The sequence below is a fragment of the Stenotrophomonas aracearum genome (assembly GCF_031834615.1).
GTDB classification, from domain to species: domain Bacteria; phylum Pseudomonadota; class Gammaproteobacteria; order Xanthomonadales; family Xanthomonadaceae; genus Stenotrophomonas; species Stenotrophomonas aracearum.
Map to the genome: position 1 here is coordinate 689,190 of NZ_CP115543.1, position 16,935 is coordinate 706,124.

Annotated in this window: 4 protein-coding genes; all 4 read left to right on the forward strand. The window is 69.9% G+C overall.

The genetic code is table 11. The features are described from left to right. Positions 1-178: 178 nt before the first annotated feature. The 4 genes from purL to gspE all read left to right on the forward strand — a co-directional run bounded on the left by purL (position 179) and on the right by gspE (position 16,933). A complete protein-coding gene (gene purL / locus PDM28_RS03125) occupies positions 179-4,063 on the forward strand; it encodes a phosphoribosylformylglycinamidine synthase (protein WP_311183800.1) in 3,885 nt (1,294 codons plus the stop codon). A 447-nt stretch (positions 4,064-4,510) separates the two neighbouring features. Continuing rightward, a complete protein-coding gene (locus PDM28_RS03130; protein ID WP_311183801.1) occupies positions 4,511-13,099 on the forward strand; it encodes an ESPR-type extended signal peptide-containing protein in 8,589 nt (2,862 codons plus the stop codon). Positions 13,100-13,226: 127 nt separating this feature from the next. Continuing rightward, entirely contained in the window at positions 13,227-15,080 is a 1,854-nt protein-coding gene (locus PDM28_RS03135; protein WP_311183802.1) for a S8 family peptidase, read from the forward strand. 119 nt (positions 15,081-15,199) lie between these two features. Next, positions 15,200-16,933, forward strand: coding sequence for a type II secretion system ATPase GspE (gene gspE, locus PDM28_RS03140; protein WP_102946355.1), 1,734 nt, complete (start codon positions 15,200-15,202; stop codon positions 16,931-16,933). Positions 16,934-16,935: the final 2 nt, after the last annotated feature.

Consider the following 16,935-nt stretch of genomic DNA (forward strand, 5'->3'; position numbering starts at 1 on the left):
GGGCTGGGCGGGTCGTGGCAACGTTGTCATGGATCGGCGGGCCATTCCGTGCGCCAGCGCAAAGTTCGGGCGGCTGGTCGGTGAACCGGGACGGGCCGGCGGCAGCCCGGCAGCGACCACCCGGGGGCGTCGGACCGGTACAATAGTGGGCCCCGTCTCCAACCACGGTTCCCCGGACATGATGGTCCTCGAGGGCGCATCCGCCCTTTCGCCGTTCCGCCGCGAACGGCTTGAAACCCGCCTGCAGTCCCTTGCCGCCGACGTTCGCATCACCGGTGCCTGGCACGTCTACTTCATCCAGACCGAGGGCGAGGCCACGCCGGACCCGGCGATCCTGAGCCGGATCCTGGAAGCCCAGCCCGCGCTGGCACCGCAGGAGGCCGGGGCCGTCACCCGCTTCGTGGTGCCGCGCCTGGGCACGCTGTCGCCGTGGTCGAGCAAGGCCACCGAACTGGTGCGTGGCGCCGGGCAGCCGATCCGCCGCGTGGAACGCGGCCTGCGTATCGACCTGGCCGGCTGGCCGGCCGATGCCGACGCCCGCGAGGCGCTGGTGCGCGCGCTGCACGACCCGATGACCCAGTCGGTGCTGGACGCCGCCGCCCAGGCCCAGGCGCTGTTCACCGCGCCGGCCCGTGGCGAGCTGGAGCGCGTGGCGCTGGACGACCTGGAAGAGGCCAACCGCCGGCTCGGCCTGGCCATGGCCCAGGACGAGATCGACTACCTGCGACAGCGCTTCGGCGAACTGGGCCGCAAGCCGTCGGACGTGGAACTGATGATGTTCGCGCAGGCCAATTCCGAGCACTGCCGGCACAAGATCTTCAATGCCAGCTGGACCATCGACGGCGCGGACAAGCCGCACTCGCTGTTCCGGATGATCAAGAACACCCACCAGCAGACCCCGCAGCACACGCTCAGCGCGTACAGCGACAACGCGGCGGTGGTGGCCGGTTTCCCGGCCGCGCGCTATCGCCCGGACCCGGCCAGTGGCCAGTACCGCAGCGAGCCGGTGGTGGATTCGGCGTTCTGCATCAAGGTGGAAACGCATAACCACCCGACCGCGATCGCTCCGTTCCCGGGCGCCTCCACCGGCGCCGGCGGCGAGATCCGCGATGAAGGCGCCACCGGTCGCGGCGGCAAGCCGAAGGCCGGCCTGACCGGCTTCTCGGTTTCGCACCTGCGCATTCCGACCCTGCCGCAGCCGTGGGAAGCGCCGCGCGCGCTGAACCCGCGCATGGCGCCGGCGCTGGACATCATGCTGGAAGGCCCGCTCGGCGGCGCCGCCTTCAACAACGAGTTCGGCCGCCCCAACCTGCTCGGCTACTTCCGCAGCTTCGAGCTGCCCGAGGGCGAGGGCCTGACCCGCGCCTACGACAAGCCGATCATGCTGGCCGGTGGCCTCGGCGCGATCGACCAGGTCCAGGTCGAAAAGCTCAAGCTGCAGCCCGGCGACGCGGTGATCGTGCTCGGCGGTCCGGCCATGCTGATCGGCCTGGGCGGCGGTGCCGCCAGTTCGGTGGCCTCCGGCGAAAGCGCCGAAGACCTGGACTTCGCCAGCGTGCAGCGCGACAACCCGGAAATGGAGCGCCGTTGCCAGGAAGTGATCGACCGCTGCGTCGCGCTCGGCCTGGACAATCCGATCCGCTGGTTCCATGACGTCGGCGCCGGTGGCCTGTCCAACGCCATTCCCGAGCTGCTGCACGACTCCGGCGTGGGCGGTGTGATCGACCTGGGCAAGGTGCCCACCGACGATCCGTCGCTGTCGCCGATGCAGCTGTGGTGCAACGAATCGCAGGAACGCTACGTGCTCGGCGTGCCGCAGGCGCGCCTGGCCGAGTTCGCCGCGCTGTGCGCGCGCGAGCGTTGCCCGTTCGCTGCGGTGGGCGTGGCCACGGCGGAAGAGCGCCTGGTGGTCGCCTACGGCGCCACCGTCGGCAACATTCCGGCCGATGCGCCGATCGACCTGCCGATGGACGTGCTGTTCGGCAAGCCGCCTAAGATGCACCGCGACACCGCGCACCCGCCGGCACCGCGCTGGCCCGCGCTGAAGACCCACGGGCTGGACCTGCATGAAGCCGGTCTGCGCGTGCTGGCGCACCCGTCGGTCGCCTCGAAGAACTTCCTGGTCACCATCGGCGACCGCAGTGTCGGCGGCCTGACCGCGCGCGAACAGATGATCGGCCCGTGGCAGCTGCCGCTGGCCAACGTCGCGATCACCCTGGCCGGCTTCGACACCCTGGCCGGTGAAGCAATGGGCATTGGCGAGCGCACCCCGCTGGCCCTGCTCGATGCGGCGGCCTCCGCACGCATGGCGGTCGGTGAAGCGATCACCAACCTGTGCGCGGCCCCGGTCGATGCGCTGGAAACGGTGAAGCTGTCGGCCAACTGGATGGCTGCGGCCGGCCACAATGGTGAAGACGCGCTGCTGTACGACGCGGTGCGCGCCGTGGGCATGGAACTGTGCCCGCAGCTGGACCTGAGCATTCCGGTCGGCAAGGACTCGCTGTCGATGCAGGCGCAGTGGCACGACGCCGGCCAGGCACACAAGTCGGTGTCGCCGGTGTCGCTGGTAATCTCCGCGTTCGCCCCGGTGGCCGACGCCAGCACCCAGCTGACCCCGCTGCTGGACCGCGACACCGACAGCGAGCTGTGGCTGATCGGCCTGGGCGCGGGCAAGCAGCGCCTGGGCGGTTCGATCCTGGCCCAGGTGCATGCCGACCACAGCGCGCTGCCGGCCTTCGCCGGTGCCGTGCCGGACCTGGACGACCCGCAGCGCCTGCGTGGCTTCTTCGAACTGATCCGCGACGCCCGCCAGGCCGGCCTGCTGCTGGCGTACCACGACCGCAGCGACGGCGGTGCGTTTGCCGCCCTGTGCGAGATGGCCTTCGCCTCGCGCCAGGGCCTGGACATCACCCTGGACGCCTGGGGCGATGACCCCTTCCGCAGCCTGTTCAATGAAGAACTGGGCGCCGTGGTGCAGATCGCGCGCGAAGACCGCGCCGCGTTCGCCGACCTGGTCGAGCGCCATGCGCTGACCGAATGCGCACAGCGCATCGCGCGCCCGACCACCGCACCGGTGGTGCGGGTCTCGCTGCAGGGCGAAAGCCTGGTCGAGTGGCGCTGGGAAGCGCTGTTCGACGCCTGGTGGTCGGTCACCCACGCCATGCAGAAGCTGCGCGACAACCCGGACAATGCCGACCAGGAACGCGCCGTCGCGCGCAGCTTCACCGCGCCGGGCCTGAAGCCCAAGCTCACCTTCGACCTGTCTGAAGATGTGGCGGCGCCGTTCATCAACACCGGCGCGCGTCCGCGCGTGGCGGTGCTGCGCGAGCAGGGCGTCAACGGCCAGATTGAAATGGCCAACGTCTTCGAACGTGCCGGCTTCGACAGCTTCGACGTGCACATGAGCGACCTGATCGAAGGCCGCGTGCAGCTGTCCGACTTCACCGGCCTGGCCGCCTGCGGTGGCTTCAGCTACGGCGACGTGCTCGGTGCCGGCCGCGGCTGGGCCACCTCGGTGCTGGAGCGCAGTGCACTGCGCGATGCGTTCGCCGCGTTCTTCGCGCGCGAGGACAGCTTCGCGCTGGGCGTGTGCAACGGCTGCCAGATGATGAGCCAGCTCAAGGACATCATTCCCGGTGCCGAACACTGGCCGCAGTTCCGCCGCAACCGCAGCGAGCAGTTCGAAGCGCGCACCGCGTTGCTGGAAGTGGTGGAGTCGCCGTCGATCCTGCTGCGTGGCATGGCCGGTTCGCGCCTGCCGGTGGCAGTGGCGCACGGTGAGGGCCAGGCGGTGTTCGCCAGCCCGGTCGACCAGGCGGCGGCACGCGTCTCGCTGCGCTACGTGGACGGTGATGGCAACGTTGCCAGCCAGTACCCGCTCAACCCGAACGGGTCGCCCGACGGCATCACCGGCCTGACCAGCAGCGACGGCCGCGTCACCATCATGATGCCGCACCCGGAGCGCACGCCGCGCGCAGTGAACCTGAGCTGGCGTCCGGCGGACTGGAACGGTGACTCGCCGTGGCTGCGCATGTTCCGCAACGCAAGAGTATGGTGCGGCTGAGTGCGTGTGATGACGCAGTGAGCACCATGTGAAAAAACCGCCGACGTTGTCGGCGGTTTTTTTTTACGCGCGATTTCAACCCGTGTCGAAGCAACGAGTTACAGCGCGTTACATGCGTGAATGCGTGTGATGAAGAATGCTCACATCGATCTAACAAAACACGTTGATGAATAGTCAGATCTGTGACGACTCTCGCGTTCGCACAGTTTTTGACGTCAAAGTCTTGACGCCACCAAAACCCTGCGTTAACACTGAGGTCTCATTTCGACAGCGTTCAGTTCTGCAGTAACCCCACGGATGGCGCGTTCTCTGTTCGTTGCACACGCCGTTCGGCACTTCACGCAGTAATCCAAAAAATTCAAGCACACGCCCCCAGGGGACGTTGGACCACGGTGTCCGGCGTTGGCGTCGCTTTGCCTAAAACCAGTCCAACCAGGAGTCGCATCGATGAATCGGATTTATCGCAAGGTCTGGAACAAAGCACTGGGGCAGATGGTGGTTGCCTCCGAATTGGCCAGCAGCCAGACCCCGGGCGTGGTGATCGACCAGCGACGGTCTGCCGACGCACGCGGTGCGTCGGTGTTGTCCGCCGCCATTGCGTTGACGCTGGGACTCGGCATGAGCGGCGCGATATCCGATGCGCATGCGCAATCGGTGGAAGTGGGCGGCAACACGAACTGCGTGGTGCTCAACAGCAACGTGATCGACAGCTGCGTGGTTGACGGCAACGCCACGGCGTCCGGCACCAATGCGGTGGCGATCGGCAGCAACAGCACGGCCTCGGCCGCCAACAGCGTGGCACTCGGCGCCGGCTCGCGTGCCGCACGCGCCAACACGGTGTCGGTGGGTGACGCCGGCAAGGAACGCCAGGTGACCAATGTCGCCGCCGGCACCGCCGCGACCGACGCGGTGAACAAGGCACAGCTGGACACGGTGGCGGCGACCGCTGCCGGTGCAACCCGCTATTTCAAGGCCGACGGCGCTGGCGACAACAGCGACGCGGCCAGCATCGACGGTGACGGCGCGCTCGCTGCCGGTGCCGACGCCAACGCCGACGGCGACGGTGCGATCGCACTCGGCCACAACAGCCAGGCGCTGGCCAACGCCACCACGGCAGTGGGCACCGATGCGGTGGCTGCGGGCCTCGGCGGTAGTGCATTCGGCCAGAACAGCCTCGCCATCGGCGACGCGACCGTGGCTGTCGGCCAGAGCGCGATGGCGTTCGGCCTCGGCGATGTCGCGCTCGGTGCGTCCGCCTTTGCCGCCAGCGAAAACGGCGCAGCTACGGCGATCGGTGGCCTGGCCGAAGCCAGTGCCGACGGTGCCACCGCGATTGGTGGCGGCGCATTGGCCATCGGCGCGGGCAGCACCTCGCTCGGCCGCGGCGCCGGCAGCGGCGGCGAAGCCTCGATTGCGGTGGGTGCGTTCAGCACCGCCGTGGCCGACTTCAGCGCGGCCCTGGGCTCCAACTCCGCTGCCGTTGCCGTGGGCAGCGTCGCGCTGGGTGCAGGCTCGTACGCGGATCGCGTCGACACCGTCTCGGTCGGCAACAACAACGGCCTGGAACGCCAGATCACCCACGTCGCCGCCGGCACCGAAGCCAGCGACGCGGTGAACAAGGCCCAGCTCGACGAAGTGGGCGACGTGGCCGCCACCACCGCGAAGTACGTGCAGGTCACCGGCAGCGCCGACAGCGATGCCGGCGCATTTGCCGATGGCGACAACGCCACCGCCGTGGGTGAAGCCACCAACGCACTTGGCAACGGCACCACCGCGCTCGGCAGCGGTGCAACCGCCGTTGCGCAGGACGCCACCGCCGTCGGTTACAACGCACTGGCCAGCGGCCAGAACAGCGCCGCCTTCGGCACCAACGCGCAGGCCAACGGCCCGGGCAGCGTCGCCGTGGGCGGCACCGCCGTGGACGAAGACGGCAACCCGCTGATCACCAACGGCGGGGTGCCGGTCGATACCGGTGCCACCAGCGCCGGCGTCGGCGGCACCGCGGTGGGCGCCAGCGCCGAAGCCTCCGGCTTCGCCGCGTCCTCCTACGGCGTCGGCGCGTATGCGGCCGGTGCGCAGTCGTCCGCGTTCGGTGCGGTCGCCAATGCGACGGGCGACTACGCCACGGCGGTCGGCACCCAGAGCGTGGCCGCCGGTACCAGCAGCACCGCCATCGGTGGTCCGGCCGACCTGATCCCGGGCCTGGGCTTCTTCGTGCAGACCCAGGCCAGCGGCGAAGCCGCCACGGCGGTCGGCGCCGGTGCGATTGCCAGCGGCGACTACGCGGTGGCCAACGGCACGCTGAGCGAAGCCTCCGGCACTGAAGCGACGGCCGTGGGCTACTTCGCCTATGCGCCGGGCGAGGGCGCCTCCGCGCTCGGCGCGGAAAGCTGGGCCAGCGGCGAGCTGAGCACGGCAGTTGGCTTCTACAGCACCGCACGCGGTGCCAACAGCGTCGCGCTGGGTGCCAACTCCACCGCGGTGCGCGACAACACCGTGTCGGTCGGCGATGTCGGCAGCGAGCGCCAGGTCACCCACGTGGCCGCCGGTACCGAAGACACCGATGCGGTGAACAAGGCGCAGCTGGACAGCGTGGCCGCCACCGCCGATGAAACCGCCAAGCGCTTCAAGGCCAATCCGTCGCAGGACAGCGACGTGGGTGCGTTCGCCGACGGCGACGGCGCCCTGGCTGCCGGCGAAGCCAGCAACGCGTTCGGCGCGGGTGCGACCGCGGTGGGTAATGGCGCGTCGGCACTCGGCGATGACAGCGTCGCGGTCGGCCGCAACGTCGCCGCCACCGGCACTGGCAGCGTCGCCATCGGCGGCCTTGGCCAGGCCTACGACCAGTACAACCAGCCCATCGTCGACGGCGATGGCAATGCCGTCACCGTGGGCACCACCGCTGCACAGGACGCAGTTGCGGTCGGTGCCGGTGCGCAGGCCACCGGTGCGCAGAGCAACGCGTTCGGCAACGGCGCACAGGCGCTGGGCGACAACAGCCTGGCCCAAGGCTACAAGTCGCGCGCGACCGGCGACTACAGCACTGCACAGGGCGACAACGCGTTTGCCAGCGGCGTGGAAAGCACCGCCACCGGTGCGTACGCATGGGCCACTGCTGAGAGCGCCACCGCGTTCGGCGCCAGCGCCTGGGCTACCGACGCCAATGCCACTGCGGTGGGCTACGCGGCCTGGGCCGACGGCGCCGGTGCCACCTCCGTGGGCTACAACAGCTGGGCGCGCGGCAGCAGTTCCACCGCACTGGGTCGCGGCGCCTTCGGCTACGGCGACAACAGCGTCGCGGTCGGCTACCAGGCGCTGGGCAACAGCATCAACACCATCGCCATCGGCACCAATGTCGTGGCCGGTGGCGAAAGCGCCATCGGCATCGGTGCCGGCAGCAACGCCAGCGCCTCCAACGCAGTGGCGCTCGGTGCAGGTTCGCGCGCGGATCGTGCGTACACCGTCTCGGTCGGCAACGACGACCAGCAGCGCCAGATCACCCAGGTGGCCGCCGGTACCGAAGGCACCGACGCGGTCAACGTGGACCAGCTGACCGCCGCCACGGACAAGTTCCAGGCCACCGGTGACGGCGTGGCCGTGGCCGGCGGCGCTGAAAGCGTGGCGGCCGGTTCGAATGCCGCCACCGATGGCGACTACGCCACGGCGGTGGGCTCCAGCAGCTTCGCCAGCGGCAGCGGTGCGTCGGCAGTCGGCAGCGGCGCGTTCGCCCTCGAGACCAATGCCACCGCGGTCGGTTTCAACGCGCTGGCCACCACCGCCAATGCAACGGCGAGCGGCGCCAACGCGCAGGCCACCGCCGAGTACGCCACCGCCAGCGGCGCTGAAAGCCTGGCCTCGGGCGAGCAGAGCACCGCCAGCGGTGCGGCCAGCGTGGCCTCCGGCGCAGGCAGCCTGGCCGGCGGCGCACTTTCCGAAGCAGCCGGTGAGGAATCGGTCGCGCTCGGTTACTACAGCACCGCCAGCGGTTCCGGGGCCACGGCAGTGGGCGCGGAAAGCGTGGTCAGCGGCACCCTGTCGGCCGGTTACGGCTTCGCCTCCGAAGCCACCGCCGGCTACACCACCGCCATTGGTGGCTACGCCGCCGCCACGGCCTTCAACGCGACTGCGCTGGGCAGCTTCGCCCAGGCCACCGGGTCGAACAGTGTCGCGCTCGGCGGCGATGCCGTCGCCAGCGGTTCCTACAGTACCGCCACCGGCCAGGGCAGCCTCGCCAGCGGCACCAACAGCGTGGCCGTCGGTGGCGCGCTGTTCGGCCTGCTGCCGACCGAAGCCTCCGGCAACTACTCCACCGCCGTGGGTGGTGGTGCGTGGTCGCCGGGCTTGAACAGCACGGCGCTGGGTAACGCCGCCACCTCCGAAGGCGAAAACAGCGTGGCGCTCGGTGCGGACTCGATTGCCGACCGCGACGACAGCGTGTCGGTGGGCAGCGCCGGCAGCGAACGCCAGGTCACCAACGTGGCCGCCGGTACCGAAGGTACCGACGCGGTGAACCTCGACCAGCTCAACGCGGTCGCCGACGCGGCCGCCACCACCAGCAAGTACTTCCAGGCCAGCGGCAGCGATGCCAGCGACGCCGGTGCGTTCGTCGACGGCGACGATGCACTGGCCGCCGGTGAAGCCAGCAACGCCATCGGCAACGGCGCCACCGCGCTGGGCGCCGGCAGCACCGTGGTCGCAAACGAAGCCACCGCGGTCGGCTTCAACGCCACCGCCACCGCCGACAACGCGGTAGCACTGGGCAGCAATGCCGCCAGCAGCGGCGCCGGTGCCGTTGCAGTGGGCGACCTGAGCAATGCCAGCGGCAACGCCTCGGTCGCCATCGGCGGCGGCGCGCTGTCGCAGGGCTTTGGCGGCGTGGCGATCGGTGCCGGTTCCGAAGCCAGCGGCCTGGCCGCAACGGCGGTCGGTTACGGCGCCTGGGCGCTGGGTCGCGAGACCACCGCGATCGGCAACTTCGCCACCGCTGACGGCTGGGCCGCCAGTGCGTTCGGTGCAGGTGCCACCGCCGGCTTCTTCGGCACCGCCATCGGTACCTACAGCCAGGCCTCTGAAGTCGCCACCGCGGTCGGCCAGGGCACCTTCGCCGACATCGCCGGTGCGGCGTTCGGCGTGCAGGCGCGCGCCGGTACCTACGGCGTGGCACTGGGCAACAACGCAGCGACCGCCGACTCCAGTGTAGCCGTCGGCTTCAACGCGCTGGCCGGCGCCGATGCCAACAGCGCCAGCCAGGGCGTGCAGACCACGGCGGTCGGCAGCGAAGCCTGGGCCACCGAAGACGGTGCCACCGTGGTCGGTTACAACAGCTATGCGCAGGCGGTGAACTCGAGCGTGCTCGGCAGCAACACCTGGACCACCAAGGACGCTGAAAACAGCGTCGCGCTGGGTGCCGGCACGCTGGCCGATCGTGCCAACTCGGTCTCGGTCGGTGCCGCGCAGGCCTGGACCGATGCCGCCGGTGTGGTGCATGACGCCATCGATCGCCAGATCACCAATGTCGGTGCGGGTACCGAAGACACCGATGCGGTCAACCTGGCGCAGTTGAAGGAAGTGGCAGCGGTGGCTGAAACCACCAGCAAGTACTTCCAGGCCAGCGGCAGCGACGACAGTGATGCCGGTGCCTTCGTCGACGGCGACAACGCGCTCGCCGCCGGTGAGGCTTCCAACGCGATCGGCAACGGTGCCAGTGCACTCGGCAGCGGCGCCAACGCCCTGGCCGACAACGCCACTGCAGTGGGCTTCAACGCGCTGGCCACGGCCGAAGGCGCCGCAGCGCTGGGCAGCGAGGCCCAGGCGACCGGCGAGAACAGCGTCGCGGTCGGTAACGGTGCCGCCGCCAGCGAGATCGGTGCCAGCGCCATCGGTGCCGGTGCGCAGGCCTCGGGCGCCTACAGCAGCGCCAGTGGCAGCGAAGCAATTGCGTCGGGCCAGCAGGCCACCGCGAACGGCTTCCGCGCCACTGCATCCGAAGCCGGTGCATCGGCGTTCGGCAGCTACAGCGAAGCCAGCGGCCAGCTGTCCTCGGCACTGGGTTACGGTTCAATCGCCTCCGGCGCCAGCGCCGTTGCGGTCGGTGAGTACAGCGAAGCGACCGGCGATGAGAGCGTCGCCATCGGCGGCAGCACGTTCTTCGGCTTCATTCCGGCGCGTGCGTCGGGCACCGGTGCCGCGGCCTTCGGTGCCGGTGCCTGGGCCACCGACGACTACGCCACCGCGATCGGTTGGAATTCGTGGGCCGACGCCGTCAGTGCCACCGCTCTGGGCGAAAGCGCTACCGCCACCGGCGTGAACAGCGTGGCGCTGGGTGCCGGTTCCAGTGCGGACCGCGACAACAGCGTCTCGGTCGGCACTGCCACTTCGCAGCGCCAGATCACCAACGTGGCAGCGGGTACGGAAGGCACCGACGCGGTGAACCTCGACCAGCTCAATGAAGTGGCCGACACCGCCGAGGAAACCAACCGCTACTTCAAGGCCTCCGGCAGCGGCAACGGCGATGACGTGGGCAGCTACGTCGATGGCACCTACGCCACTGCCGCAGGTGAAGCCTCCAACGCGTTCGGCACCGGCGCTTCGGCCTACGGCAGCGGTTCGCTGGCGTCCGGCCGCTATGCTTCGGCGTCGGGTTACAACGCGTCGGCCACCGCCGATTCGGCCACGGCGGTCGGTGGTGCGCTGTACTACGAAGATGCCAACGGCAACGTGCTGCTGGACAAGGCGACCAGCGCCAGCGGCACCGGCGCCACCGCGCTGGGTGCCGGCGCGCAGGCGGACGGGGCGTTCAGCACCGCCAGTGGCGCGGGTTCCACCGCAGCGGGGGTGCAGTCGTCCGCCTTCGGCTACAGCGCCGAAGCGGGCAGCGACTACAGCACCGCCGTCGGTGCGTTCAGCGCGGCCAGCGGCGTGCGCACCACGGCCGTGGGCTACGGCGCAGAAGCCAGCGGCGATTACGCCACTGCGTTCGGCTGGGGCAGCACCGCCTCCGGTGCGTACAGCATCGCCATCGGCAACAGCGCACAGGCCAGCGGCGCCAACAGCTTCGCCAGTGGCGCCAGTGCCTGGGCCACCGCTGCGCAGACCACCGCGGTCGGACAGCTGGCGTGGGCTACCTCGGCCGGCTCCACCGCCCTCGGCCAGGACAGCTACGCCTACAGCGGCATCAACGCCACCGCCCTGGGCAAGAGCGCCTGGGCCAACGGCACCGGCAGCGTGGCGCTGGGCGCAGGCTCGCGTGCCACCGAAGCCAACGTGGTCTCGGTTGGTGGCGGCAACGGCACCACCGGTCCGGCCACGCGCCGCATCACCAATGTGGGCGCGGCGGTGAATGCCACCGATGCGGTGAACAAGGCGCAGCTGGACAGCGTCGCTGCAACCGCCGATGCGGTGGGGCAGCGCTTCCAGGCCAGCGGCACCGGCGTGGCCAGCGCCAGCGGCACCGATGCGCTGGCGGCCGGCTCGGCAGCCACCGCCAGCGGCACCCGCAGCAGCGCACTGGGCACCGCCGCCACCGCGTCGGCCACGGGCGCCACCGCGGTGGGTGCCGATGCCAAGGCAAGCGGCACCAACAGCACGGTGCTCGGCCGTTTGTCCTCCACCAATGCCACCAACGCGGTGGCGATCGGTAACGGCGCGTTCGTCAGCAACGGCGCCGGGGGTGTCGCACTCGGTGCCGGCGCTGCCGCGTCCGGGGCGAACTCGCTGGCGCTGGGTGCGGGGTCGCGTGCCACTGAAGCCAACGTGGTCTCGGTCGGTGGCGGCAACGGTACCGATTCGCCGGCCACCCGCCGCATCGTCAATGTCGCGGCCGGTCGTGTCGCCGCCGGCAGCACCGACGCGGTCACCGGTGGCCAGCTCAACACCACCAACCAGCGCGTGGGCGCGGTGGAAACCCGGGTCGGCGACATCGACGACCGCATCGGGTCGGTGGAGAACGCCACGGTCAATGCGCTGAGCTACGACGACAGCAGCCGCGGCACGCTGACCCTGTCGGGCATCGAAGGCACCACCGTGGACAACGTCGCCAACGGGTCCATCACCAGCAGCAGCCGCCAGGCCATCAACGGCGGGCAGCTGTTCCAGGCACTGACCGACACCGCCAGCTTCCTCGGCGGCGGCGCCAGCGTCGGCATGCAGGGCGTGTTCGTGGCGCCGAACTACGTGATCCAGGGCAGCACCTACAACAACGTAGGCGATGCACTGGGCGCGCTCGACGCCAAGGTCAGCGACCTCGACCAGCGCATCGCCGGTGGCGGCAGCAACGCGGCACGTGCGCGCACCGCGTCGGTGTCCACCGCCAGCGTGGCGGCCGCGCCCGAAGCGGCTGACACGGCGGCGACCACCGCGGCCAGCGCGGACACGGCCCGCGTGGCCAGTGCGGATGCGCCGGTGGTGCAGGGCACGCCGACCGCGACCAGCTACGGCAGCTCGCAGCCGGTCGCCGCCGCACTGCCGGTCACCTCGGTGGCCATGGGCGAAGGCGCCATCGCCAGCGGCGCTTCGGCGACCGCGATCGGGCAGGGGGCCAGCGCCACGGCCGCCAACTCGGTGGCATTGGGCCAGGGCTCGGTCGCCGACCGCGCCGACACGGTCTCGGTGGGTGCGGTGGGGGCCGAACGCCAGGTCACCAACGTGGCCGCCGGCAGCGCCGCCACCGACGCGGTCAACAAGGGCCAGCTCGATGGCGGGGTTGCCGCGGCCAACAGCTATACCGACCAGCGGTACAGCGCGATGGCCGACACCTTCGACATCTACAAGGGCGAGATCGACGAGCGCCTGCGTCACCAGGACCGTCGCATCGACCGCCAGGGTGCGATGAACGCGGCCATGCTCAACATGGCCACCAGCGCCGCCGGCATCCGGACGCAGAACCGGGTCGGTGTCGGCGTCGGCTTCCAGAGCGGCGAGTCGGCGTTGTCGCTGGGTTATCAGCGCGCCATCAGCGACCGCGCCACCGTCACCCTGGGTGGTGCGTTCAGCAGTGATGACAGCTCGGTGGGCGTGGGTGCCGGCTTCGGCTGGTAACCCGCGCATGCAATGCAAGGCCTGAGGGGGCGGGTCACGGGAACCCTGGCCAGGGCCGGCCGGGGTTTCCGCATGGAGTGTTGGCCTGAACAGTCGTTTGATCCATGACCTTGAAGAGGATTTCAACGTGACCAATAAGCAGAACCTTCGCATCAACGTGCTGGCAGCCGCCGTGCTGTCGCTGTCCGTGGGCGCCAGCGCCTATGCCGCCGGGTTGCCGGTCAAGGAGCCGGCGCGCCAGGCCAGCACCGCCCAGCAGAATTCCGAACGCATCATCGTCAAATACCGCACCGGCACCGCCGCTGCCGCCGACCGTTCGGCCAAGCTGGCCGCGGTGACCTCGGCGGTTTCGCGCGCCAGCCTCGGCGCCACTGCCTCGCGCAGCGCCGCAGCCAGCCCGCAGCTGCTGCGCCGGCTCGGCACCGGGGCGGACGTGATCCGCCTGCAGGGCAAGCTCAGCCAGGCGGACCTGCAGAAAGTGCTGAAGGAAATCCAGGCCGACCCGTCGGTCCAGTACGCTGCCGCCGACGTCAAGCTGCAGCGCGCCGACACGCGCGCCAAGGAAACCCCGCAGCTGGTGCCGAACGACCAGTACTACGCGCAGTACCAGTGGCACCTGCACAGCGCCACCGGTGGTGTGAATGCACCGGCCGCGTGGGACGTGGCGCAGGGCGAAGGCGTGGTGGTGGCGGTGCTGGATACCGGCATCCTGCCGCAGCATCCGGACTTTGCGGCCGGCACCCTGCTGGAAGGCTATGACTTCATCAGCGACGCGGAAACCTCGCGCCGTCCCACCGATGAACGCGTCCCGGGTGCGCTGGATTACGGCGACTGGGTCGAGAACGACAACGAGTGCTACGCCGGTTCGCTGGCTGAAGACAGCTCCTGGCACGGCACGCACGTGTCCGGCACGGTCGCCGAAGCGACCAACAACACGATCGGCATGGCCGGCCTGGCCTACAAGGCCAAGGTGCTGCCGGTGCGCGTGCTCGGCAAGTGCGGTGGCTACCTGTCCGACATCGCCGACGCGATCACCTGGGCCTCCGGTGGCACGGTTGCCGGCATTCCGGCCAACCCGAACCCGGCCGAAGTGATCAACATGAGCCTGGGCGGCGGCGGCGCGTGCGACCCGGCGTACCAGGATGCGATCAACGGCGCCGTGTCGCGCGGCACCACCGTGGTGGTGGCGGCCGGCAACCAGGCCTCCAACGCCTCCGGCTACCGCCCGGCCAGCTGCGCCAACGTGATCGCGGTCGGTGCGACCCGCATCACCGGCGGCATCGCCTCCTACTCCAACTTCGGCGCGGCGGTGGACCTGTCCGGTCCGGGCGGTGGCGGCGGCGTGGACGGCAACCCGGGCGGCTACGTCTGGCAGGCCGGCTACAACGGCCTGACCACCCCGACCTCCGGTGCCTACAGCTACATGGGCATGGGCGGTACCTCGATGGCTTCGCCGCACGTGGCCGCCGTGGCCGCGCTGGTGCAGGGCGCGCTGGCCTCGGCCGGCAAGGACCCGCTGACCCCGGCGCAGCTGGAAACGCTGCTGAAGCAGAGCGCACGCACCTTCCCGGTGACCATCCCGGCCGCGACCCCGATCGGCAGCGGCATCGTCGACGCCAAGGGCGCGCTCGACAAGGCCCTGGAAGAGCCGTGCACCGAGGACTGCGCGCCGGATGCGACGCCGCTGACCAACCGCGTGGCGGTCACCGGCCTGAGCGGCGCCGGCGGCAGCGAAACGCTGTACAGCTTCGAAGCGGCGGCCGGCAAGACGGTGAGCTTCCTCACCTACGGTGGCAGCGGCAACGTCTCGCTGTATGTCAGCGCCGGCGAAGAGCCGTCCGCGACGGACTTCGACGCCAAGTCGGCGCGTCCGGGCAACAGCGAAACCGTGCGCTTCACCGCGCCGGTGGCGGGCACGTACTACATCAAGCTGGTCGGCGAATCGGCCTTCAGTGGCGTGAGCATCCAGGCCGTTCAGTAACGGCCCGGTAATGCCTGCGGGAGCCCGTCCTGTGACGGGCTCCCGTTTTTCTGTCGGCCACCACCGCATGTGGCCCTACGGCGAACTGGTAAAGTCGGCAGGTCGCCAGGAGAGCTTTCGTGAATGCGGTAACCCACGATCTTGCTGAAGAGTCGTCCACCGATGCGGAAGCCCGCATCGTGGCGCTGTTGCTGCGCAACGGGCGGCTGAAGGAAGCCGACCTGGCTCGCGCGCGCCCGCTGCAGCGCGAATCCGGCGGCAGCCTGCTGCCACTGCTGGTGCGGCTGGGCCTGGTGTCCGAACGCGACCACGCCCAGGCCTGCGCCGAGGTGCTGGCGTTGCCGTTGCTGGAAGGCAAGGCGGTGCCCGAAGCGCCCCCCGAATCCCTGCTCGACGCGCTGCCGCTGTCGCTGCGCTTCCTCAAACAATTCCACGCCTGTCCGCTGGCCCTGCACGACGGCGTGCTCGACCTGTGGCTGAGCGATCCGCAGGAGCCCTACACCGCCGACGCAGTGCAGCTGGCGATGGCGGTGCCGGTGCGCCTGCATGTCGGGCTGCGCTCGGAGATCGACGACGTGATCGAGCGCTGGTTCGGCCAGGGCCGCAGCGCGATGGGCGCGATCATCGAAACCGCCGACGGCGAAGGCAGCGCGGTCGACGATATCGAACACCTGCGCGACCTCGCCTCCGAAGCCCCGGTGATCCGCCTGGTCAACCTGGTGATTCAGCGTGCGGTGGAACTGCGCGCCTCGGACATCCATATCGAACCGTTCGAAAACCGCCTGAAGGTGCGCTACCGCGTCGACGGCGTGCTGATCGAAGGCGAAAGCCCGCCGGCCAATCTCACCGCCGCGGTGATCAGCCGCATCAAGATCATGGCGCGGCTGAACATCGCCGAACGCCGCCTGCCGCAGGACGGCCGCATCATGCTGCGCGTGCAGGGCAAGGAGCTGGACCTGCGCGTGAGCACCGTGCCTACCGCACACGGCGAAAGCGTGGTGATGCGCCTCCTCGACCGCGACACCGTGGTGTTCGACTTCCACCGGCTCGGCTTCACCGACGCGTTCCTCCCGCAGTTCCGCAAGGTGCTCGACCAGCCGCACGGCATCCTGCTGGTCACCGGACCTACCGGTTCGGGCAAGACCACCACGCTGTACACCGCGCTGAGCCAGCTCAACACCGCCGACGTCAAGATCATCACCGTCGAAGACCCGGTCGAATACCAGATCGAAGGCATCAACCAGATCCAGGCCAAGCCGCAGATCGGCCTGGATTTCGCCAGCGCGCTGCGCAGCATCGTGCGACAGGATCCGGACATCATCATGATCGGCGAAATGCGCGACCTGGAAACCGCGCGCATCGCGATCCAGTCGGCGCTCACCGGCCACCTGGTGCTGTCCACCCTGCACACCAACAACGCCGCCGGCGGCATCACCCGCCTGCTCGACATGGGCGTGGAAGACTACCTGCTGACCTCCACCATCAACGGCATCCTGGCCCAGCGGCTGGTGCGCAGGCTGGAGCCGCAGCATGCACTGCGTTACCTGGCCTCGCCCGAAGAGATCGAACGCTTCGACCTGCGCAGCCTGCAGCCGGAAGGCGAGATCTACCTGTACCGTGCGCAGCCCTCCGCGCTCGCGCCCACCGGCTACCTCGGGCGCACCACGATCATGGAATTCCTGGTGATGAACGACGAGCTGCGCCGCGCGGTGATGCGCCGCGCCGGCATGGGCGAAGTGGAGCAGATCGCACGCGCGGCCGGCATGCGCACCATGTACGAAGACGGCCTTTCCAAGGCGCTGCAGGGCTACACCACGATTGAAGAAGTGCTGCGCGTGACGGAGGAAAGCTGAGC